Origin of the sequence: Micromonospora sp. WMMC250, from assembly GCF_027460215.1 — a bacterium.
In the GTDB taxonomy this organism is placed as follows: domain Bacteria; phylum Actinomycetota; class Actinomycetes; order Mycobacteriales; family Micromonosporaceae; genus Micromonospora; species Micromonospora taraxaci.
Window position 1 is genome coordinate 7,359,371 of sequence record NZ_JAPZBJ010000002.1, and the last position, 20,434, is coordinate 7,379,804.

At 69.2% G+C, this 20,434-nt stretch carries 19 protein-coding genes and 1 pseudogene; 14 read left to right on the forward strand and 6 right to left on the reverse strand.

From position 1 onward, the window contains the following. Nucleotides 1-56 precede the first annotated feature (56 nt). Nucleotides 57-683: a class F sortase gene (locus O3438_RS33470; RefSeq protein ID WP_269683844.1), complete on the reverse strand. Its 627-nt coding sequence runs from the start codon at nucleotides 681-683 to the stop codon at nucleotides 57-59. Between the two features lie 271 nt (nucleotides 684-954). Next, complete coding sequence (locus O3438_RS33475; protein WP_269683457.1) at nucleotides 955-2,592, reverse strand: copper resistance CopC/CopD family protein; 1,638 nt, start codon at nucleotides 2,590-2,592, stop codon at nucleotides 955-957. 233 nt (nucleotides 2,593-2,825) lie between these two features. On the opposite strand from O3438_RS33475, the gene O3438_RS33480 reads away from it, so the two are divergent. Together O3438_RS33480 and O3438_RS33485 are read left to right on the forward strand one after the other, a co-directional pair. Then, the gene (locus tag O3438_RS33480) at nucleotides 2,826-3,488 is read left to right on the forward strand and encodes a DsbA family protein (RefSeq protein ID WP_269683458.1); all 663 of its coding nucleotides are present in this window, start codon (nucleotides 2,826-2,828) and stop codon (nucleotides 3,486-3,488) included. Then, nucleotides 3,485-4,120 (forward strand): vitamin K epoxide reductase family protein, encoded by a 636-nt coding sequence (locus O3438_RS33485; protein ID WP_269683459.1) that lies wholly within the window; start codon nucleotides 3,485-3,487, stop codon nucleotides 4,118-4,120. Before O3438_RS33480 ends, O3438_RS33485 begins: the two co-directional genes overlap by 4 nt. On the opposite strand, the gene O3438_RS33490 is transcribed toward O3438_RS33485, so the two are convergent. Together O3438_RS33490 and O3438_RS33495 are read right to left on the reverse strand one after the other, a co-directional pair. Next, nucleotides 4,117-4,374 (reverse strand): CapA family protein, encoded by a 258-nt coding sequence (locus tag O3438_RS33490; protein WP_269683460.1) that lies wholly within the window; start codon nucleotides 4,372-4,374, stop codon nucleotides 4,117-4,119. The genes O3438_RS33485 and O3438_RS33490 overlap by 4 nt on opposite strands. Before the next feature lie 362 nt (nucleotides 4,375-4,736). Further along, nucleotides 4,737-5,864, reverse strand: coding sequence for a D-alanyl-D-alanine carboxypeptidase family protein (locus O3438_RS33495; protein ID WP_269683845.1), 1,128 nt, complete (start codon nucleotides 5,862-5,864; stop codon nucleotides 4,737-4,739). A 590-nt stretch (nucleotides 5,865-6,454) separates the two neighbouring features. Between O3438_RS33495 and O3438_RS33500 the strand changes: the two genes are divergently transcribed. Continuing rightward, nucleotides 6,455-7,726: a L,D-transpeptidase gene (locus tag O3438_RS33500; RefSeq protein ID WP_269683846.1), complete on the forward strand. Its 1,272-nt coding sequence runs from the start codon at nucleotides 6,455-6,457 to the stop codon at nucleotides 7,724-7,726. A 295-nt stretch (nucleotides 7,727-8,021) separates the two neighbouring features. Here O3438_RS33500 and O3438_RS33505 read toward each other — a convergent pair whose 3' ends face one another. Beyond that, the gene (locus O3438_RS33505) at nucleotides 8,022-8,291 is read right to left on the reverse strand and encodes a hypothetical protein (protein ID WP_269683461.1); all 270 of its coding nucleotides are present in this window, start codon (nucleotides 8,289-8,291) and stop codon (nucleotides 8,022-8,024) included. A gap of 280 nt (nucleotides 8,292-8,571) precedes the next feature. Here O3438_RS33505 and O3438_RS33510 point away from each other — a divergent pair, with 280 nt between their 5' ends. The 11 genes from O3438_RS33510 (at nucleotide 8,572) to O3438_RS33560 (ending at nucleotide 19,694) form a co-directional block, all read left to right on the forward strand. Continuing rightward, complete coding sequence (locus O3438_RS33510; RefSeq protein ID WP_269683462.1) at nucleotides 8,572-8,703, forward strand: hypothetical protein; 132 nt, start codon at nucleotides 8,572-8,574, stop codon at nucleotides 8,701-8,703. Nucleotides 8,704-9,280: 577 nt separating this feature from the next. After that, nucleotides 9,281-10,171, forward strand: coding sequence for a peptidase M23 (locus tag O3438_RS33515; RefSeq protein WP_269683463.1), 891 nt, complete (start codon nucleotides 9,281-9,283; stop codon nucleotides 10,169-10,171). A 174-nt stretch (nucleotides 10,172-10,345) separates the two neighbouring features. Beyond that, a complete protein-coding gene (locus O3438_RS33520) occupies nucleotides 10,346-10,513 on the forward strand; it encodes a hypothetical protein (protein WP_269683859.1) in 168 nt (55 codons plus the stop codon). Between the two features lie 950 nt (nucleotides 10,514-11,463). Further along, complete coding sequence (locus O3438_RS33525) at nucleotides 11,464-11,787, forward strand: NADH-quinone oxidoreductase subunit A (protein ID WP_269683847.1); 324 nt, start codon at nucleotides 11,464-11,466, stop codon at nucleotides 11,785-11,787. Further along, nucleotides 11,778-13,040, forward strand: coding sequence for a hypothetical protein (locus O3438_RS33530; RefSeq protein WP_269683464.1), 1,263 nt, complete (start codon nucleotides 11,778-11,780; stop codon nucleotides 13,038-13,040). The genes O3438_RS33525 and O3438_RS33530 overlap by 10 nt, the downstream gene beginning before the upstream one ends. After that, complete coding sequence (locus O3438_RS33535; protein WP_269683465.1) at nucleotides 13,033-13,971, forward strand: complex I subunit 1 family protein; 939 nt, start codon at nucleotides 13,033-13,035, stop codon at nucleotides 13,969-13,971. Before O3438_RS33530 ends, O3438_RS33535 begins: the two co-directional genes overlap by 8 nt. A 4-nt stretch (nucleotides 13,972-13,975) precedes the next feature. Continuing rightward, nucleotides 13,976-14,539, forward strand: coding sequence for an NADH-quinone oxidoreductase subunit J (locus O3438_RS33540; RefSeq protein ID WP_269683466.1), 564 nt, complete (start codon nucleotides 13,976-13,978; stop codon nucleotides 14,537-14,539). Further along, the gene (locus O3438_RS33545; protein ID WP_269683467.1) at nucleotides 14,536-14,838 is read left to right on the forward strand and encodes an NADH-quinone oxidoreductase subunit NuoK; all 303 of its coding nucleotides are present in this window, start codon (nucleotides 14,536-14,538) and stop codon (nucleotides 14,836-14,838) included. The genes O3438_RS33540 and O3438_RS33545 overlap by 4 nt, the downstream gene beginning before the upstream one ends. Further along, nucleotides 14,835-16,778: a proton-conducting transporter transmembrane domain-containing protein gene (locus O3438_RS33550; RefSeq protein ID WP_269683468.1), complete on the forward strand. Its 1,944-nt coding sequence runs from the start codon at nucleotides 14,835-14,837 to the stop codon at nucleotides 16,776-16,778. Before O3438_RS33545 ends, O3438_RS33550 begins: the two co-directional genes overlap by 4 nt. A 3-nt stretch (nucleotides 16,779-16,781) precedes the next feature. Next, on the forward strand, nucleotides 16,782-18,272 hold the full coding sequence (locus O3438_RS33555) for a complex I subunit 4 family protein (protein WP_269683469.1): 1,491 nt from the start codon (nucleotides 16,782-16,784) through the stop codon (nucleotides 18,270-18,272). A 3-nt stretch (nucleotides 18,273-18,275) separates the two neighbouring features. Continuing rightward, nucleotides 18,276-19,694 (forward strand): NADH-quinone oxidoreductase subunit N, encoded by a 1,419-nt coding sequence (locus O3438_RS33560; RefSeq protein ID WP_269683470.1) that lies wholly within the window; start codon nucleotides 18,276-18,278, stop codon nucleotides 19,692-19,694. Nucleotides 19,695-19,860: 166 nt separating this feature from the next. Here O3438_RS33560 and O3438_RS33565 read toward each other — a convergent pair. Continuing rightward, nucleotides 19,861-20,319 (reverse strand): annotated as a pseudogene (locus O3438_RS33565) (multicopper oxidase domain-containing protein); the annotation flags it as partial. Between the last annotated feature and the right edge of the window lie 115 nt (nucleotides 20,320-20,434).

A 20,434-nucleotide genomic window follows, 5' to 3' on the forward strand; every position in this document is an offset into this window, starting at 1 on the left:
AGCGATGCTCGATGGGGCTGGCCCGACACGGGCTGGCCCCATCGTCGTGTCCGCTGTCAGGCTTGCCGGGACCCGATCAGGGTGGCGAAGACGATGAGGTTGTCGGGGTAGCTGCCCTTCGCCTTGTCGAACGTGCCGCCGCAGGTGATGACCCGGAGGCTCGCCGTGTCCGACGGCCCGTAGACCAGCGCGGTGGGGAAGGCCTCCTTCGGATAGGACTTCACCCCGTCGACCCGGAAGCTCACCTCGCTGCGGTCGGCGCGGCTCACCATGATGGTGTCGCCGGGCAGGAGTTCACCGAGGCGGAAGAACACCGCCGGCCCGATCTTTTCCGAGTCGACGTGTCCCATGATCGCCGCGTTGCCGACCTCGCCCGGGCTGACCCCGAGCTTGTACCAGCCCGCGTCCATCGCCTGCTCCAGCGGCGGTACTTGGACGGTGCCGTCGTCGTTGACGCCGAGGGCAAGGATGTTCGCCCGCACGCCGATGCGGCTGATGGTGATCGTCGTCGGCGCGGACGCGGGTAGCCCGATCCGCGACGGCCCGCCGCCGGATTCCGACGCCGAGTCCTGTGACAATGTGGCTGTTGCCGGGGGCGCGGCCGCAGCCGGGGGCTGCGGGGGTGGCTGTGGCGCGGGGTCATCGACGGCGGCGACGATCATCCCCGCCCCGGTCAACGCCATCAGGCCGATCACCGCCACCGAGACGGTCGCCGCGACCCCTCGGTGAGCGCTGCGCAGGGGGCGTCCGCCCACCGTTTCGCGCTGTGCCGTCTCGTCCGTCGTCTCGTCGCGCATACCGGCACCCTAAGAACCAAAAAGTGAGCGGAAGTCCTAAAAGTCCCCCAGAGCCCCGAACGGGGACAAACCCCCGGCGGCAGGAGCGTCGGGTGGGCCTGGACCCTGTGGCGCCGCGGGCAGCGTTGGCAATCGGCACGCCGATGTATAGGTGAGATCAGGTGACGGGAACAGTGGCGGTGACCGTTGCCTGGTCGACGTCGGTCGTCCGCGCGGTGAACTTCAGGGCCCAGTCCCCGGCAGTCGGAAACGTGAGGGTGGCACTGGCGTGATTCGGTTCCGGCGCGTCCACCTTCACCGTAATCGGTTCGATCCCAGCGGCCGGCAGGGCAAGGGTGATCGTCCACTCGGCTGCGGGCAGCGCGCGGGCCTGCGCCGTGTAGAGATAGGCGTGCAAAGTGCTGGGCGTGCCGACTCGGGCGGGATAGACGTCGAACTGCAGGGTGTACAGGTCGCTGGTCAGGGTCTGCGCCACGCTGTTGCGCGCGACCCGCGCGGCGTCGGTGTCGGCGGTACGCCCTGGTGGGGTCTGGACCAGCACCGCGCTGAGCCCCAGAACCACGGCCGTCGCCGCCAGCTCAACGCCGGCGGCGCGGGTGACCCGCCTCGGCCGGCTGGCCGCGACTCGTCGCCGCACCATCTGTCGCTGCCAGGCGGCAACGGCGAGGACCGCCACCAACAATCCCGCCTTGGCGCAGAGCAGACGGCCGTAGGTCGTGCCGAGCAGCGCCGCAGGCCGGCCAAGTTCGATGGCGGCCTGAATGAGGCCGGTGACGACCAGCCAGCAGACCGCGAGAGTCGCCCACCGCGACCAGGCCGGCAGGATCCGCGCCAGGACCCGTTCGTGGGTGTGGCGCAGCAGGAACACCGTCAGGGTGAGCAGGCCACCCAGCCATACGGTCATGGCGGCCACGTGAGCGACGTCCACCGCGACGCTCACCGGCGGCACCGGCGAGGCCACCGGATGCCCGGCCAGCGGCCAGGTGGCCAGTGCCGCCACCCCCACCGCTGCCATCCCCAGCCGCCGCCAGCGGCTCGCGCCGCCCCGCACGACAGCGGGTAACACGGCGACGGCGACGGCGACCAGCGCGAGGCGCGCCCCGAGAACAACGCCGACGTCGCTTGCCGCCACCGCCCGCAGATCAGCGGAAGACAGCACGCCCGGCGACGCCCCCACCATCTCGGCGGCCTGCCCCACCCAGGTGCCGGCAGCGCCTGCGGCGATGAGGCCGAGCCCGACGAAGGCCAGGATCGTCGCCGCGCGGCGTGAGCGTCGACGCGGCCACATCGTCGTCAGGAGCAGCACCGGGCCGACCGCGAGGACTAGCCCCAGATAGCCGGTGTACTTCGCCGCCGCCACCAGCGCCGTCGCGGAGCGTTCCGACCCGTCCGCGGCCGGTTGCGGCGGCGTCGCCGACGGCGCCCCTGCTGAATAGGCGAAGCTGCCGGCGATCGGATGGCTGTCGGCGGACACCACTCGGTAGCTTACCAGGTAGGTGCCCAGCGGCTTGTCCGGTGTTCGCACCGGGATCCGCATGGTCGCACCGCTGACCACCGGCTCACCAGTGTTGATCTTCCTGCCATCGGGTGCCAGGACCTGGACCCGTCCGGCGACAGGAGACACCGCCTCGGTGAAGGTCACCACCACCTCCCGCGGCGTGTAGCCGATCACCTCGTCCCGCACCGGCGTGGTGGCGACGAGGGCGGCATGGGCGGCTGCGGGACGTGGCGGGGCTAGCCCGACGCCGAGGCAGGCCACGACCACCCCGAGTAGGACCGCGGAACGGGTACGCACAAGAGATGGTTCGGATGCGGCGGCCCAAAGGTTCAACGACGCCCCATCGCCCCGACAACCCCGGACGGTACACTGGTGACTGTACTAACATGTGGGGCCCATTCACTGGCACCGACACCATGCTCAGGAAACTGACAGCAAGTCGGTACAGCGGTGTCTGTATGGTCCGGCTCGGAGCCGCACCGCTTCGCGGCGGGCTGACGGTGTCGTTGACGCGGCGGACGAGGACGGAAATGACCAGGAACACTCGCTTGACCTTGGCGCTGATCGCGGTGGTGGTGCTCGTGGTCGGCGGTCTGCTGACCGTCAACCGTCCCGACCAGCCGCCTGCTGCGACCACCGACACTGGCGCGACCGATCCGGCGGTGCTGGTGCGCGAGGACAGCCACCGGCTGTCCACCGCGGCGGACGGCAAGGTGACTCTGGTGGAGTTCCTCGACTTCGAGTGCGAGTCCTGCGCCGCCGCGTACCCGGCGGTCAAGCAGATCCTGGCCACCTATCAGGACCGCATCACCGTCGTGGTCAGGTACTTCCCGATCCCGAGTCACCCGAATGCCGACCTGGCCGCCCGCACCGCTCAGGCCGCCGCGAACCAGGGTCGCTTCTCCGACATGTACGTCAAGCTGTTCGAGAACCAGACCAGCTGGAGTCACAAGGAGCAGGCACAAACGGAGGTGTTCCTCGGCTACGCCCGCACCCTCGGCCTGGACATGCCGCGCTTCCAGCGCGACCTCGACGCCCCCGCCACTGCCGCCCGGGTCGCCAAGGACAAGGCCGACGGCGAATCCGCCGGTGTGCAGGGCACTCCGACGTTCTTCCTCAATGGTCGGCGACTGAGCGACCTGCGCGGCCAGGACGACCTCGTCGCCGCTATCGACGCCGCGCTGGCCGAATGACCGCCGCCGTCGACCAGCAAGCCGAGCGGGCCTCACCCGAGCAGGGTTTCCTGTCCCGGGCCACCGCTTGGATCTGCGTGGTCGGTGGCGGTGTTGGGTTGCTCGCCGCCGCGATCCTCATCGTCGAGAAAATCAACCTGCTCGCCGATCCAGGCTACGTGCCCACCTGCAGCATCAATCCGATCCTGTCCTGCGGATCGGTGATGACCACACCCCAGGCCGAGGCGTTCGGCATCCCCAACCCCCTGATCGGCGTGGCCGGTTTCGCCGTGGTCACCACGGTCGGCGTCGTCCTGCTGACCGGCGCGCGACTACCCGGCTGGTTGTGGCTGGGGCTCCAGGGCGGCGCGACGTTCGGCGTGGTCTTCGTGCACTGGCTCATCTACCAGAGCCTCTACGTCATCGGCGCCCTGTGCCCCTACTGCATGCTCGTCTGGGCCGTCACCATCCCGATCTTCCTCTACGTCACGCTGCGCACCCTGCGTCAGCACGATGGTGCGCTTCCCGGGCCTGTACGGCGGCCCGCCGCCGCGGCAGCCACCTACCACAGCCTCATCCTCACCGCCTGGTATGCAATCATCCTGCTCGCGATCCTCAGCCGCTTCTGGGGGTACTGGATTACCCTCATCTAGCCCGTGCGCTGCTTCGCGGCTAGGTGCACGGCGAGGAGCGCGGACGCGCCCCGCAGCGCCCGTCGGGGGTGTTCTGTTACCCCTCTGCTGTAGTCATACCCGAGGTTGTTGGCCTGGTTCAGCACGTCGAATCCGGCCTCCCGCAGGTGCGTGGTGTACTCGGGCGGCGCCTGGAGCTGGAAGCAGCGGGTGGAGTTGGCCCCGCAGTTGTCGGTGTCGGTGTTTACCGTCAAATGCTCCTCCAGATCGCCCATCCTCGCCGGCATGCACGTCCACGAACTTCGGCACACCCACAAAACCTGGCTTGTCAAAGACGGGAGCCCCGAGATCGCCCAGGTCCGCCGCCTCGGCCACCGTCTCTGCGGAATTCGCGGCATCTACAGAGATGTCACTGAAAATGCAACAGCAACTCGTCAACACCCTGCAACGCCGCTGGGAAACCACCCAACCCCATCAGGCTGACGCGGTCGCCCGCCGCCTGCCCAACGTGGCCTGACCGCCGCAGCGCTCGGCGACGTATCGGCGACAAGGACACCGAACTGAGCACCACGTCCGTCGTCCGGTCGGATAGCGCTACGCCATCGAAGATCGAGCAAACCTCGGTCGGATGTTCTCCCTACCGCTGGCTGACTCGGCGCGCACCGACACGCCGCCACCAGGGAACCGCGACCATCATGACCACCAGTCCGACGGCCGCTCCGAGGCCAAGGCCGGTCAGCAACGACATCGACGACGTCTTCTCCTCGGGGGTGACCAGGCGGCCGGCGGAAGCATCAGGAGGGAGACCGAAGCCCCAGTCGAGCAAGGCGATCGCCTCCCCCAGACTCCCCAGCGGGGCGGTCTCCGCGCCGAGCAACGTCACCGCGAGCCGCCGACCGTCGCGTTCGGCCACACCCACGTACGTCTGGCGGGCCAAGCGGGTGAAGCCGGTCTTTCCGCCCAGCATCCCCGGGTAGCGGTCGAGCAGAGTGTTGTCGTTGGTGATCTCAAAGGCGGGCTCTCCCGGTTGGGCCGGTACCGTTGCCACCCTCGTTTGCATGTACCGCCGGAAGTCCTCGCGGGCGAAGGTGGCGCGCGCGATGAGCGCAAGGTCATACGCGCTTGTGTACTGATCAGGGCCGTCCAGGCCCGACGGCGTCGCCGCGTGGGTCTGATTCGCGCGCAGCCGACGCGCTTCGGCGTTCATGGCGTCGACCCCGCCCTGCCTACCGGCGCCACCTCCGCCGACGCGGGCCAGCACGTTGGCCGCGTCGTTCCCCGATCTGAGCAAGAGCCCCAGCCACAGGCTCTCGATCGAATACCTGCCGCCCTCAACCACACCCATCAACGAACTTCCCGGATCGAGATCCTGCAGATCCTCCCGCTTCACCTCGACGAGCTCCGCCGGATCGAGGCGGGGCATCAAGGCGGCCACCAGGAGCAGCTTCTGAACGCTGGCTGGCGTGCGGCGCTCGTGCGGGCCACAGCCGCCGAGGACCTCACCACTGTTGAGGTCCGCCACGATCCACGAGGTGGCGGTCACGCCCGGCGGCGTCGGTACAGCTGGGGGGATGGCCAAGCCGGATGTGGCCAGCCCGTCCCCTCCGACTTTCCGCTCGGCGGCGTCAACAGGTGGTGGAGACGGTGTGTCTGGCGGCGGCATCGGCGGCTCAACGGCCGGGCATGGGACGGTCGCCGCGGCTGCCGCCCGCATTGGTGGCATAACCGCCACGGCGGGCACCACCAAAGCGGCACTCAATGTCATCGTTGCGGCGCGCGAGGTAGTCACGTCAATGCACGGTAATCGTCATCAGGGTGGGTGCGGTCAAGTTGGCGAAAGCGATCCCGACGGCGGTGAGAATTTCTGCAGTCGCAGCCGGAGAAACGGTCTTGGTCTAACTCACGTCCGATCACAGGCCAATCCTGCTGGCAGGGTCCTCCCGGATGGGAAAATCCCGTTAGAGGCGTCCGCAGTGGTTACGTCCCCTTGCCTATCCGCCAATCTGGTCATCCTATTCCGGGCGATCGTGGCGGTCAGTGCAATTGATGCCGTCCTGGCGCTCACCGCGCACTTGGGCGCCATCGCTAGGAGGCAGGCGCGGCTATAGGTGGGACGAACCCGGCCCGGGGTTCGAGCCACGAAGGGGTGGCCGGCCGGGCGAAAAAGGCCGACACCCTCGCCCTACAAGAGCAAGGCGGGCTTAGGAGGACAGTCGGGTCATTATTCACCCAGGAGACGACTTCGGGGAAATGTTGCCCATTGCCGGGCACCTGAATCTTCCGAAAATCGGTCTACTATCGCCGGTTCGTAGAGAGAATGTGGCGAAGGGAAGTCATAAACTGGGGGGACGCATCATGGAGTTGAGGCAGCGACTGACGCTGTTTGCGGTAACCATCGCAGCCACACCGCTGGTCCTCGGCGGGTGCACCACCGACCGTAAGTCGGGCGCCGGGTCGGTCCAAGGGCGGGCGGCGGCGCCGCCGGAGCTGACCGTCACACCCTCCGACGGTACGCGGGAAGTGCCGATCAGCGCCGAGGTGGGGACGGCCGTGAAGGGTGGGCGGATCAGCGCTGTGCGGATCAGCGACGATAAGGGGACGCAGGTCAAGGCGGAGCCTCGGGAGGACGGGTCGGCTTGGGTTCCGAGCAGGCCGTTGCAGCCCCGGCGTACCTACACCGCCGAGGTCACCGCCACCGGCGACTCCGGGCAGATCACCACCCGGAAGACGACCTTCACGACGATGCCTGAATCCACCAAACCGGTGATCACCAGCACGCTCTATTTCACCGGCAATCGGACCTACGGCACGGCGATGCCGGTAACCGTCGCGTTCGACCCGCCCATCGCGAAAGAAGCCAGAGCGGATGTGCAGCGCCGCCTGTTCGTAAAGACGAATCCCCCTCAGCCCGGTGCCTGGTCCTGGGTGGACGATGGTAGCCAGGTCTATTACCGGGCCCCCGATTTCTGGCGACCGGGCACCACGATCAGCGTCCGGACCGGCCTTCAGGGCTTGCCGATCGGTGAAGACCGGGTCGGTGACGCGGACCGAAGCGCCACCTCCAGGATCGGCCGGCAGGTGTCCCTGGAAGTCGACAACGCCACCAAGCAGATGTCGGTCATGCGGGACGGCAAGCTGATTCGCAAGATCCCCGTCAGTCTTGGCAAGCCGAGCACGCCGACGTCCAGCGGCAAGATGGTGATCATGGAGAAGCACCAGTACGCGACGTTCGACACCCGGGGCGAACCGAACGGAGGCTACGTGGTCGACGTGGAGGATGCCCAGCGGCTCACCTGGGGCGGCGAGTTCATCCACGGGGCGCCGTGGTCCGAGGGGGACCAGGGGAAAACCAACGTCTCGCACGGCTGCACCAACGTCTCCGCCGCCGCGGCCGACTGGCTGATGGGCGTCACCCAGGTCGGAGACCTGGTCACCTTTAAGGGCACCGAGGTGCGGTTGCAGCCGGGCAACGGCTGGACGGCCTGGAACGTCAGCTGGGACGAGTTCGTCATGGGCAGCGCACTTCCCGTACCCGCCGGGCTCCAGCCGGCCCCGGCGCAGGCGCCGCACCCGGGCGCCGTGGCCGGTGGATCGCCGACCCCGGCCCCGTCCGTCACCGCCAACTGATCCGGTCCTGTTCGACAGGGAGGCCGGATCGTCCGCGGCGAGCCGGCCCCCCTTGTCTCTCGTCATGCCAGACGCCCACTCCATGTGAGCCGTGACGGGGGTCGGTTACAGCATGGGCATGCGGACTGGTTCGTGTGTCGGACGGGCCGCTGTAGGGCTTCAGCCCTTGGCCGGAAACCAGGTCTGCCGGTATCAGGTGGCGTGCCGCGTGAGGGCCGCGAGGCATCCTGTCGCACTCACGGGCAGAGAGTCCCGGAAGGCCGGCGACGGTGCCGGATGCGCAGGAAGGGCCGCTCTAGGGGATCGGGGTGGGGATCTTGTCGGTCGAAGCCGACGTAGCGAGCATTCCTGCGAACAATCGGGCCGTACGGGGGCCGGCCATGCCGCTCGCGTTGAACTGGCGGGTGGTGCTGACTCGACCGTCGTCGATGGCGTCACGGCGGGCGAAGGTGACCTGAGCGGCAATCAGGCTTCCTGCCGATCGACGCTCCGCGCGCCAGATGAGAGCTCCTGCTACCGCGGTGCCAATAGCGCCGGCAACGACGACAGTCACGGTGGCGCCCATCAGCCACAGGCCAACTCGTACATCGACGGCCCGCGTAACGCCGTTGGCGACCGTCGCAAGGGGCAGCACGCGCAGCTGGGCAACGGCCCCAGTTGCGGTTACGCGGCGCAGTGGCCGCTGTTCGCTGCCTTCGGGGTGTTCTTCTGGAGCCGCGTGGTGCCAGAGCGCGTGAACCGCGTTGCCGGTCCGCCTGCGGTGGACTCCTCGCAGATCACAGTGGTCGTGGGCCTTCCTGGTCGTCTCATCGCGGGGAAACAGACGCGGGCCCGGTGGCGCGCTATTGCCGAGCGCCGACGTCGCGCAGCAGGACGAGGACGACCGGGACGTCGCCGCGTACATGCACAGACTGCGGTGGCTCAACGTCGACCCGCGCCGGCGCCTGTCGGACTATCCCGGCTTCGACGGCCACTGACCCCGGCCGCGCGGTGTCCGTGCCGGTCTTCGCGGACAGCCGTCGGTGCCAGGTCGGAGACGCTGCCGGGCACCGCGCCGTCGCTACGCGCACCGGCGCCGGTCGTCAGTGCGTCCGACGCGAGCCGGAGCGCCCTTCGGGTTGGAGTCACCGGCAGTGCGCATCGGAGCATCTGGGAGCTGGGGAACCGCGCCGGACCGGGACGCCGGCGTGACCGCTGCGCCCTCAACCTCGTAGTAGCTGTCGCCAGCGGCTTGACGCAAATGGCGCCGGCCTGGGCGTTGGGGTGCCGTTGGCTCAACGGCAAGGAGAACCGGCAGTGCCTGGCCCCTAAAGACCAGCCCCATATCGCCCGAAAGGCTGAGTTAGTGGATCAACCTAGAGGCCTCGGCATTCTGCCCGATTTCGTGCCGTCTCCTGCCCCTCTAGCGACAGAGGGGTGATTTGCCGGTCTGGCGTGGCTTCTTCCCGGCACTCCCGGAGCGGCCTTGGGACTCCCGTTGTGGCACGGCAAAGTGTGAGCACTGCCACCTGATCACCGTGGGTAACGGCACGTGCGTCTGTCTAGCCTCGTCGAATGCGTAACGACGGCAACCTCGACGACCCGTGCGGCCTCGACGGCCCGGCTGTCCGCTTGGACGATAATCCCTCAACCGATCAGCCAGTCAGTGCCTTCCGGCGCTGGCTCCCCGCCGGGTTCCTGCGTACCCGCCTCAGCCACTTCAGTAACCTCTTTGCCGCCCGACGCGGTCGGGCCCGGATGGCGGTGGCCACCGGTGCTGTGTGTTGCCTCGGCCTGGCCGGTGTCGCTGTCATTGGTGCAAGCCCGGCCGGCGAGTCCTTCACCCCCGACCAGCGAGCGGAGATCGCCCAGCGGGCGGAAGCGGACGCCGCCTCCCGTGGGCGGGGCCGAGAGTCTGCCGCCCCCGTCACCGAAAGCCCCACCGCGGAAAGTCGCGAGAGCTCCGCTTTGCCGACGGCCAAGTCCACCCCCAAGGCGAAGGCGACGTCGAAGCCGAAGCCGAAGCGAGTCGTTCCGGTCGCGGGGCTGGACCAGGCCCAGATGAACAACGCGAAGATGATCGTGCGTGCCGGCGAGGAGATGGATGTGCCGCGCCGAGCGTTGGTGATCGCGGTGGCCACGGCGATGCAGGAGAGCAACCTTTACAACTACGCCAGCGGAGTGCTGCCCGAGTCGCAGAACTACCCACACCAGGCCATTGGCTGGGACCACGACTCCGTCGGGCTCTTCCAGCAGCGGCCCAGCACCGGCTGGGGTGCGGTGCGGGATCTCATGAAGCCGGAGTATGCGACCCGGCAGTTCCTGAGCGCACTGCTGGCGATTCCGGGTTGGCAGGACCTCCCGCTGACCGTCGCGGCCCAGTCTGTGCAGGTGTCGGCGTTCGGGTGGTTGTACGCCCAGCACGAGTGGCGTGCCAACCAGGTAGTGAACGCCATCCTCGCCTGACCGTGGCTGCTGAACCCGGGCTGCTCAGCGCACGGGGAACGTGTTGTCGGGGAACGTTTGCGTCGCTATCGATTCGGCGGTTGCGGGCCGTCAAGTAGGCGAGCGTGGCGATCCCAGCCTCGGCGCGTAAGCGATGTGACTGGGCCGAACCAAGGCACCGCGGGGTCAGCGTCGATGTCAACGGTCACCGTCTGCTCGGGCACGACGATCATGCTGTCCTTGCGGACACCGCCGCCGAATAACGGCGAGGGTGTGTCCGCGCAGGTGCATGGGTCGAACCTAATATCGGTCGCCATGATCGTGGTGGCGCTCAACGCTGAGCTGCTGCGGCGGTCCGCCTAACCCCGCAGCCTCGAAAGGACGTGACGGCGGCCCAGCCTGGGCTCCGTTAGGCTCTTTAGACCATCCATTTATGCGCCGCTGAGCTCCGGACCGCTGCCAGTTCGGGTGTCGAGGGTCAGTAGATGGGCGAGGGTCAACGACAGTGAGTTAGAGCCGATGGGTTCGTGGCCCTGCTGCGCGTACCCGCCGCGCTTCAGCCGGCCCGGCACAGGCGCCGCACTTGGGCGCCGTGGCCGACAATTGCCAGCGCCCGTCCCGTTGATCATTGGCGGCTGACCGGGCCGTCTGCGACAAGGACGCGCCAACCGGCGGGCCGTCCCGTGCTCGCCGCGGCTGTGGCTAGAGCAATGACACATGCACTGGTTGGTGTGGTTTGACGGTCCGCTATAGGACTTCCAGCCGGTTGCCGGGAACCAAATCTGCCGGTTCCAGGTTGTCGACGCCTGGCCTGATTCCTGGTTGTGGAGCGCCCACCTCGACGCCCTTGGGCATCATCTGTGGCGGCACTCCAGGCGCCATCACGCACGGCGACCGAGAAGTGCGCTACTCCTGCGCCGTCAAGCAGGAGCGCCAAGGTGTGTCGGTGCAGGCCCCTTGCCGACGATGGCCCGTGGCACCAAACCGCTGCGACACGCCGTCCTCGGATGCACTCATCCCCCGTCTACCGCACCGCCTACTATCTGTAGATAGTAGGCGGTAGGAGGGTCGATCCGCGGCGGGGGTGGCACTCCATCGTTGCCGACGGAGATGGCATCACCGGGCGAGCGTCGTCCTTTGTTTCTAACCGTGCTTCCGGCTGTCCTCGCGCTACGCCTGCTTCTGCCAGCTCGGCGGCCCGCGGAACTCTGTGCCGCACCGGACCTTCGGGTGGATATGCGCACATTGACCCTCCCGGAGGGGCATGCTCCTAATGATCAGGAGGAGGCGACATGTATGCAGGAGCCGCCGCGATGGCACTGGTGGCGGTGGTCTTCGTCGCCGGGATATACGGCCTGCACCGCCTGCTCGCCCTCGCGCCCGACCCCCTCGCGGTGCTGCCGTTCCAGTCCGGATGGAGGCCCGAGGAACACGCGTTGTCCCGCTACCACGTCCGGTGGTACCTCTCGACCCTGCTGTTTCTCGCATTCGACGTGGAAATGCTTTTCATGTACCCCTGGGCGGTCGTCGTTGCCGAGATGGGCGCCACGGCGATCGTCGAGATGTTCCTCTTCCTCGGTGCGGTCTTCGTCGCGGTGGTGTGGGCCTGGAGGGAGGGGGCTCTGCGGTGGGTCTGAGCAACGCCCTGGCCAGGTACGCGGTTAACCATGCCCACGTCCTCCTCGTGGAGGTGCCGGGACACTGGCTGACGCGCGCCGCGGCCGAGCAGCACCTCCGTGCCCGGGGCTGGCGTTTCGCCTCGTCGCCCGCGGACGCGGACGTGCTGGCACTCTGCGGCACCCCGGGCCCGGAGATAGCAGCGATCGCCGCAAGGTTGTGGGAGCAGTTGCCCGGGCCACGCGCCCGGGTCCAGATCGATGCACCGCACCTCGCGGCGGCGGCGTTTGAGAGTGCCGCCACCAAGCTCCTCGATCGGAGCCTGCAGCGCGACGACAGCCAGGGTCGATCGGCCAAGCCTGATGGCGAACAGCACCGTGACAACAAACTGGAGGGGCGCGACGGCGGCCACGACCACGGCGGCCACGGCAGTCATGTCGGCAAGGGCGAGATGGACGACGGCGGTCACGCTGAACACAGCGCGATGGACCATGGTGAGTCCAGCGGTCATGGCGACAGTGGCGATCACGGTGGCATGGGCCACGGCATGGACATGGGCCACGCCGGCATGGGTCACGGCGCCATGAGTCACGGTGGCATGGATATGGCGCCGGCCGGGATCCCGCTGGCCCACGGAGGCGAGGACCGCGACGGCCTGGAGTTGGACGTCCTGCACCTTCGCCTGGGTCCGGTGCTGCCGTCCTGGCCGACGGGTCTTGTCCTACGCTGCTCGTTGCAGGGCGACCTCATCGTCCATGCAGAGGTCACCCTGGTCGACGCCCATCACGCTGGCGTGAGGTGCGCTCACCATCGTGCGGCGCGTCGCTGCGACAACGCCGCAGGACTGCTCGCCCTCGCCGGCTGGGAGGACGCGGCCGGGGGTGCCCGGCGTCTGCGTGACCGGCTGTTGAACGACGGGGACCGGGGGACGACGGCCCGCGACCTCGACCGGCTGCATCGCCGCATCAAGCGTTCGTGGCTGCTGCGGTGGTCGCTGCGAGGAGTCGGTTACCTTTCTGCGGCTGACGTCGCGCGTCTGGATCTTCCTGGCCATCTGCGCGGAGACACCCATGACCGCCTCCTTTCGATGATCCAGCGGGCAGCTGATGACATCGCCGGCGCCGACGGCGGGAGCAGCGACGCCAGCGAGCACGTGCCGATCGTCAAGATCGGTGATGTGGTGCAGGGGCTGGACATCGCCACTGCGCGGTTGGTCGTCGCCAGCCTCGACCTCGACCCGCTGCCGGCGGCGAGCGCGGTGGCGCATGCCTGACTCGACCGTGACGACGGTCCCCGCCGGGTGGGCACTCGCTGCGGCAGCGATCTTGGGTCTCCTCGTGGCCTTCGCCGCGGTCCTTGACGGGCTTTTCTCGGCGCGGACGGCGGGCGCCGGGCCGTCGGGGGTGACCCGACCGCTGGGGGAGACGGCCCGGCTCGTCCGGCAGCGGCGCAGAACGACTGTCGCGGCCGACACCCTGCTGTGGCGGATCGGCAGTTCGGGTCTGCTGTTCATGGCGTTGATGATCGTGACGGTCGTGCCACTGGGGCAGTGGACGCTGTTCGACCTCGACGTGGGGGTGGTGTGGTTCAACGCGATGGACGTCCTGGCGTGGGCGTTCGTGTGGCTGACCGGGTGGGGCGCCAACTCCACGCACTCGCTGATCGGGGGCTACCGCTTCCTGGCTCACGGGCTGGCCTATGAACTCCCACTGATGTTCGCGCTCGTGGCGCCAGCGGTCGCCGCATCGAGCCTCAACGTCGGGGCGGTTGCGGCGGCACAGGCGGATCTGTGGTTCGTGGTGTGGATGCCCGTCGCGTTCCTGGTCTACTGCACCGGGGTCGTCGCGATCGCGGTCTGGGGACCGTTCACGCCAGCGCTGGGCTCCGACATCGCCGGCGGCGTCACCACGGAGTTGTCCGGCGTCGACCGGCTGGTGTTTCAGGGCGGACGCTATGCCTTACTGGCCGCGGGAGCCGCCTTCGCCGTGCCGATGTTCCTGGGAGGTGGCAACGGTCCACTGCTGCCCGGCTGGGCCTGGGTACTGGTAAAGACGGGCGCCCTGCTCGCTGTCTTTGTGTGGCTGCGCCGCCGGCTGCCGGCTGTCCGGCCGGACCTGTTCATGGAGGTCGGGTGGGTGGTGCTTCTACCCGCCGTGCTTGTCCAGGATCTACTCGTCGCGGTCGTCGCAGTGTGGAGAACCTGAACGAATGATCACCGCTATCTCGTTCTGGGTGCTCGCCGTCGTCGCCGTGCTCAGCGGGGCTGCCGTCTTCTGGGTCAACTCGATGGCCCGGGCCAGCTACTCCCTCGCGCTGTCGTTCATCGCGGTTGGGGTGCAGGTGCTGCTGCTTCAGCAGAACTACATCGGTGTGGTGACGATCCTGATGATGGTGATGGAGATGGCCGTGATGGCCGTCTACATGGTGATGTTCATGGGCATGAATCCGGCGCTAATGCCGATGAGCATGGTTCACGACAAGCGATACGCCTTGGGCGTGGCCGTCGGTGTGTTCGTCGCCCTGACCGCCGGAGTGCTGCTCGTTCCGTGGCCGGCCCGCCGCGGCGCCCCCGCTGAGGATGTGACGGCGGCACTCGGTGAGGAGCTGATGGGCCCGAAGATGCTGGTGATGATCTCCGTCGGGGTGGTCATGGCGGTCACCATCGTGGCTGGCGTGGTGCTGGCAGCGCACCGCACCCGCTACGACCGCTTCGGTGACGACCTGCGCCGCCGACCCGCGCACGACCCGCAACCGGGTGGGGTCGGCCGATGACCCTGCAGAGCGTGCTGCTGGTGGCGGCGGCCCTGTTCAGCGTGGGCCTGTACGGCGCGCTGTCCCAGCAGGTCGTGGTGATGGTGATGATGGGCCTCGAGCTGATGCTCAACGGTCTCATCCTGGCCGCCGCCGGTTTTTGGTGGTTTCTCGCCCCGGATCCGTCGGGGCAGGTGCTGCTGTTGGTGATCATCGCGGCGATGACCGTGGAGATGGCGATGGGCTTCGCGGTGGCCACGCTGTTGCACCGGGTACGCCGGGTCGATATGACCGACATGGCCGCGGACCTGTCCGGATGAGCGATCTCGCGCAGGTGTGCCTGTGGCTGCTGGTGGTCCTGCCGGCAGGCGTCGGTGCTCTGCTGGCCGCCGTCCGGCGGGCGAACCGAGTCGCCGTCCCCATCTCGTTGGCGACCGCCACCGCGATGGTAGGCCTGTCGGCGGTGGTGGCAGCCGCCCGCCCGGCCGTTGCAGTGCCCTTTCTGGCCGGCACCGACCTCGCGTTGGCCGTCGACGGGCTCGCCGCCCTGATCCTGCCCACGCTCACCGTGGTGACTCTGCTGGTGCTGCTCGCCTCGACCGGCGAGATTCGTGCGTCGACCGCCCGGTTCCACGGGCTGATGCTGATCTTCGCCGGCGCGGTCGCGTTCACCGCGACGGCGGCGACTCTGCCGGCGCTGCTGTTGGCGTGGGAGATCATGGGTGCCGCGTCGTACGCGTTGATCGGTTTCCGGTGGCGCGACGAGGACCGGGTGTCGGCCGGCCTGACCGCCTTCCTCACCACCCGCGCCGCCGACCTGGGCCTCTACGTCGCCGCTGGGGCGGCGCTCGCCGGCGGCGCGGGCCTGGCCCTGACGGACCTGTCGCAGAGCAGCCCGGGATGGCGGCACGTGATCGCCGCCGGCATCCTGGTCGCCGCGTTAGGCAAGGCCGCGCAGCTACCGTTCTCGTTCTGGCTCTCCCGGGCGATGGCCGGCCCGAGCGTGGTGAGCGCCCTGCTGCACTCGGCGGCCATGGTGGCGATGGGTGGTTACCTGCTGCTGCGGGTCGAGCCGCTGCTCGCCGCCACCGGGTGGGCGGGCCCGGTGACCACCGGGTTCGGTGCCGCGACCGCGCTGCTGCTCGCCGCGGTGGCGGTGGCGCAGCGCGACCTCAAGCAGCTGCTGGCCGCCTCCACCGCCGCCCAACTCGGTTTCGTGGTGATGGCCGCCGGTGCGGGAACGGTCGCCGGCGGCGCCGCGCACCTCATCGCGCACGCCGCGACCAAGGCGCTGCTGTTCCTGGCCGCCGGGGTGTGGCTGACCGCGTTGGGCACCAAGCGGCTCGCCGGCCTGCGCGGGGTCGTCGGGCGGTGGCGGCTGGTCGGCTGGTCGGCCACGGTCGGTGCGCTCGCTCTCGCGGGGATCGCGCCGCTGTCGCTGTGGGCGACCAAGGACGCCGTCCTCACTGCCGTCGGCGAGCAGTCGCCCTGGCTGTATGCCGCCGGCCTCGCCGCGTCGGCGCTGTCCGTGGCCTACGCCGCGAAGATCCTCGTCGTCATCTGGCCGCGGGTACCCGCCGACCGCCGGGCCGAAGTGGAGGCCCACTTCGACGAGGAGGAGCGGGGCAACCGGCGCGTGACGCTGCTGCAGCGAGTACCTCTGGTGCTGCTGGCGGTGGGCGCCGCGTACGCCGGTCTGCTGGCGCTCCCGCCGCTCGCCAGTACCGTCGCCCGAGCCGTCGGCCAGGCCGGCGGCTCTCACGCCTCTGCCCGGGAGTTGGTCGTGTCGGCGGCTGTCACCCTCGGGGTCCTACTGGTGGTCCTCGCCCGCCGACGGTTGCCGGAGCCGCGCTGGGCGCTGCGCTGGTTGGGGCTGCAGGCGGCCGCGTCAGCGCTCCTGACGCGCCCCACGCTGCGCTGCGCGAACGCCCTGGCCCGGTTCGACGACCGGGTCCTGGACCGCGCAATCACCGGCGCCGCTCGCGCCGTGGTGTCGCTGAGTCGTCGCGCCGCCCGCTTTGACGACCGGGTTGTTGACCATGCCGTGACATCAACCTCCGAACTGTCGATGCGGGTGGCGGCGCGCGCGGCCCGGGCCGATGACCGGTGGCTCGACGAGGTGGTGGAACACCTGGCCGCCAGGGTGCGTCGGCTGGGCGGGCTGGCCCGCCGGCCGCAGACCGGCCAACTGCACCAGTACTACCTGCAGGCCGTCGTGGTCCTCCTCGTCGGCGTCGTCCTCCTCGTGGCGTTGGGGTGAGCCGTGCTCAGCGTGATCATTTTCCTGCCCCTCGTGGCCGGTTTGATCCTGGCCGTCCTTCCGCGGCTGAGTGACCGGATCGCCCGGTGGGCGTGGGTGGCGGTCACCGCCGTCGACCTCGCGCTGATTGTTGGGCTCTGGCTGCGCTACGACACCCCGGCACCCGGGGGTCTCGCGTTCGAGGAGCAGGCGGCATGGATCCCCGGCGTCAACAGCAGCTACCACCTGGGCGTCGACGGTCTGTCCCTACCGCTGGTCGCGATGACCGCGGTGATCTTTCTGGCCTGCGCGGTGTACGCGCTGCGCAACCGTCACCGCCCGCGCGGGCAAGCCGCGCTGTTCCTGTTCCTACAGAGCGTCAGTCTCGGTCTGTTCATCGCCGCCGACCTGATCCTCTTCTTCGTCTTCTTCGACCTGTCCATCGTCGGCATGTACTTCGTGATCGCCGGATGGGGCCACGGCGACCCGGGGCGCTCGGCGATGAAGTTCTTCCTCTACACGTTCCTCGGCTCGCTGGCGCTGCTCGTCGGGTTCATCGGCCTGTACGTCGCCGCCGAGCCGCACACCTTCGACATGCCGGCGCTCGCCGCGGCCACGCCGTTGGCCGGGCGGTCCCTCGCTGGCGGGCTGGTGCTCGCCGCGATCCTGGTCGGTCTGGCGGTGAAGACCCCCACGGTTCCCTTCCACACCTGGCTGCCGCCGGCACACACCGATGCCCCCGCCGTCGGCTCGGCGGTGCTGGCCGGGGTGCTGCTGAAGATGGGCACCTACGGCTTCGTGCGCATCGCCATGCCGATGCTGCCCCAGTCGTGGCAAGCCTGGGCCTGGGTGATCATCGTCGTGGGCGTGGTGTCGGTGCTCTACGGGGCGCTCGTTGCCCTGGCCCAGACCAACCTCAAACGCATGATCGCCTACACGTCGGTGAACCACATGGGCTATGTCGTCCTCGCCGTCGGCGTCGCGGGCCTGGTGGCCAGCGACACCGCGCAGGCCCGGACGATCGCGGTGACCGGTGCGGTCACCCAGATGGTCAGCCACGGCCTGATCACCGCCGCGCTGTTCCTGCTCACCGGCGTCCTGCGGGACCGCGCCGCCAGCTACGACATGCGGGAGTACGGCGGGCTCGCCGCCACGGCACCGAGCTTCGCGGCACTGTTCGCTGTCGGCGCGTTCGCCTCCCTGGGCCTGCCGGCGTTCACCGGCTTCATCGCCGAGTTCCAGATCTTCACCGGCAGCGTCGCCGCCGCCCCGGCCACCGCCGTGGCGATCCTGGGCATCCTGATCACCGCCGCGCTGTTCCTGCGCGCGCTGCAACGCGTCTTCACCGGCGACACCAGGGGCCATTCGGTCGGCTTCACCGACCTGCACCCCGCCGAGGTGTGGTCGGTCGGCCCGCTGCTGGCGCTCTCCCTGCTGTTCGGCGTTCTGCCGCGTCCGCTGCTCGACCTCATCGAACCCGCCGCCGCCAGCGTCGTCGACCTCGTCGGGAGGTAGCCGGTGCAGACGGAGATGATGCGGCCGCTGTTGCTGCTGCCCGAGATGCTGCTCGTCGTCGGAGCGCTCACCGCCCTGCTCGGCGGCTCGTTCGTCCCCCGACACCAGCAGTGGATGATTCGGGTCCTCACCGCCGGCGTCCTCCTCGCGGTCATCGTCACCGCCGCGATAGGGGTGGCCGGGCCCGCCCGAACCGCCTTCGACGACAGTTACACCGTCGACACCGCCACCGGTGTGGCCCGGATCCTCGCCTCAGCCGCGACGCTGCTGGTGCTCATGCTGGCCGCCGACGAGATCGCCGGAACGGCACGGGAGAGCGAGACCTGCGCGCTGCTGCTCGTCGGCGCCGCGGGAACCGTGCTGCTCGCCGGCGCCCACGACCTGCTCGTCCTCGCCGCGGGTTTCCTGCTCGCCACCATCCCGCTCTACGGGCTCATCGGTCTCGTGTTCACCGCCCGGGGCGTCGAGGCAGCGATGAAGACATATCTCATGGGGGCGCTGTTCGGCATCCTGCTCCTCCTTGGCGTGACGATCCTGTCCGGACTCACCGGTAGCACCGGCTACGCCGAACTCACCAACGCTCTGGCTGACGTGCCACCGGCGGCAGTGACCGGGGCGGTCGTCGCGCTCGTGGCCGGGCTGATGTTCAAGGCCGGCGGTGTGCCCGGCCACTTCTGGGTGCCCGACGCCGCGCAGGGTGCCAATGCCACAGCGGCGACGTTCCTGACCACGGTGCCCAAGATCGGGGCGATGGTCGCGGTGTACCGCCTGGTCGGCATCCTGCCCGACGCGGTGCCCTGGCCGGCGTTGATCGCGACCGTCGCGGTGGCGAGCATGACCCTGGGCAACCTGGCGGCGTACTGGCAGGCCGACCCGCGGCGGCTACTCGGCTGGTCGACGGTCAGTCAGGTCGGGTTCGTGCTCGTGCCCGTGGTGGTGGCTGGCAACAGCGACCTGGCGCTGCCGTCGCTGCTGGTCTACCTCACCGGTTACACGGTGACGAACATCGCCGCCTTCGCCGTCACCGCCGCCCTGCCCAATCATCGGGACCTCGATGATTACCAAGGCCTGGCGACCGGGCGCCCATGGCTCGCCGCCGCCCTGGTCGTGGCGCTCCTCGGACTGGTCGGCACCCCACCCACCGGGGTGTTCGTCGGCAAGCTCACCACCGCCACCGCCGCCTGGGACGGCGGCCACGGCTGGCTCGCCGTCGTCGTCCTCGTCAACACCCTGCTCAGCCTGTTCTACTACCTGCGCTGGATTGTCCCCACCTACCGTCAGCCGCAACGAGACGCGTCCGCGCGAGGAGAGACTTGCTCTCGACGGCGGTGGTCTCCGATCACCGCGGTCACGGCCGCTGCCCTCAGCCTTGCCGCCGGTCTGGCCGGGGGAGTGGTGTGGACCGTGGTCAGCGGCCCATAGGGGGCCGCCGGGATCCACCCGCAGTCGCCCGCGTCCCGGACGAGAAGGCTACGACTGCGGCGATGGTTGGCGTGGGCCGCAGAGGTTGGGGTTTAGGTGGTTTCTCATTGGCCCCGCCACGAGCACAAGGCTGTGCGGGGCGTCAATGCTTGGGCGGGACGGGCTGTCACCGTCGGTACGCCAGGTTCGCCACCATGCCCGCCTGCCCGTGGTAGACGTTGTGGCAGTGAGTCATCCACTGACCGGGGTTCGTGGCGTCGAAGTCCACGGCGACCGTCCGGTGCGGGGTGACGATGACGGTGTCCTTGCGGGCGCCGCCGCCAGTGACGGCGAAGGTGTGCCCGTGCACGTGCATGGGGTGGAACATCGCGGTGCGGTTGACGAATTCGAGCCGCACCCGCTCGCCCCGCTCGACCAGGAGCGGGTCAGCGTGGTCAAAGGTCACGCCATTGATCGTCCACCGGTAGGGCGTCATCGACCCACCCAGCACCAGCCGGTGCACCCGGTCCGGTCGCTGTCGGGTCAGCGCCACGCTGTCGACGGCGCGCAGCGTGTGGGTGAGGAGCACGCGCCGGTCCAGTTCGACCGGCCGGTGCATAGCCGAGGGCGGGTCCCCGGCGCAGGTGACGCAACCAGCCCACCGGGCGCGGCGGCAGCCTCATACCGGTCCTGGGTAGGGGTACGCGTCCGCACTCCACCTCTCTGCGCAGAACCGCGTCGCCGCAGGTAGCGGCCCTTCG

Bases quoted from the DNA above. Each gene is read 5' to 3' on its own strand.
- O3438_RS33525 (WP_269683847.1), top strand. From the start codon at position 11,464: ATGGCACTGGTGGCGGTGGTCTTCGTCGCCGGGATATACGGCCTGCAC.
- O3438_RS33535 (WP_269683465.1), top strand. From the start codon at position 13,033: ATGCCTGACTCGACCGTGACGACGGTCCCCGCCGGGTGGGCACTCGCT.
- O3438_RS33500 (WP_269683846.1), top strand. From the start codon at position 6,455: ATGGAGTTGAGGCAGCGACTGACGCTGTTTGCGGTAACCATCGCAGCC.
- O3438_RS33490 (WP_269683460.1), bottom strand. From the start codon at position 4,374: ATGGGCGATCTGGAGGAGCATTTGACGGTAAACACCGACACCGACAAC.
- O3438_RS33480 (WP_269683458.1), top strand. From the start codon at position 2,826: ATGACCAGGAACACTCGCTTGACCTTGGCGCTGATCGCGGTGGTGGTG.
- O3438_RS33485 (WP_269683459.1), top strand. From the start codon at position 3,485: ATGACCGCCGCCGTCGACCAGCAAGCCGAGCGGGCCTCACCCGAGCAG.
- O3438_RS33545 (WP_269683467.1), top strand. From the start codon at position 14,536: ATGACCCTGCAGAGCGTGCTGCTGGTGGCGGCGGCCCTGTTCAGCGTG.
- O3438_RS33495 (WP_269683845.1), bottom strand. From the start codon at position 5,864: ATGACATTGAGTGCCGCTTTGGTGGTGCCCGCCGTGGCGGTTATGCCA.
- O3438_RS33550 (WP_269683468.1), top strand. From the start codon at position 14,835: ATGAGCGATCTCGCGCAGGTGTGCCTGTGGCTGCTGGTGGTCCTGCCG.
- O3438_RS33515 (WP_269683463.1), top strand. From the start codon at position 9,281: ATGCGTAACGACGGCAACCTCGACGACCCGTGCGGCCTCGACGGCCCG.
- O3438_RS33540 (WP_269683466.1), top strand. From the start codon at position 13,976: ATGATCACCGCTATCTCGTTCTGGGTGCTCGCCGTCGTCGCCGTGCTC.
- O3438_RS33520 (WP_269683859.1), top strand. From the start codon at position 10,346: ATGTCAACGGTCACCGTCTGCTCGGGCACGACGATCATGCTGTCCTTG.
- O3438_RS33505 (WP_269683461.1), bottom strand. From the start codon at position 8,291: ATGGGCGCCACCGTGACTGTCGTCGTTGCCGGCGCTATTGGCACCGCG.
- O3438_RS33470 (WP_269683844.1), bottom strand. From the start codon at position 683: ATGGCGTTGACCGGGGCGGGGATGATCGTCGCCGCCGTCGATGACCCC.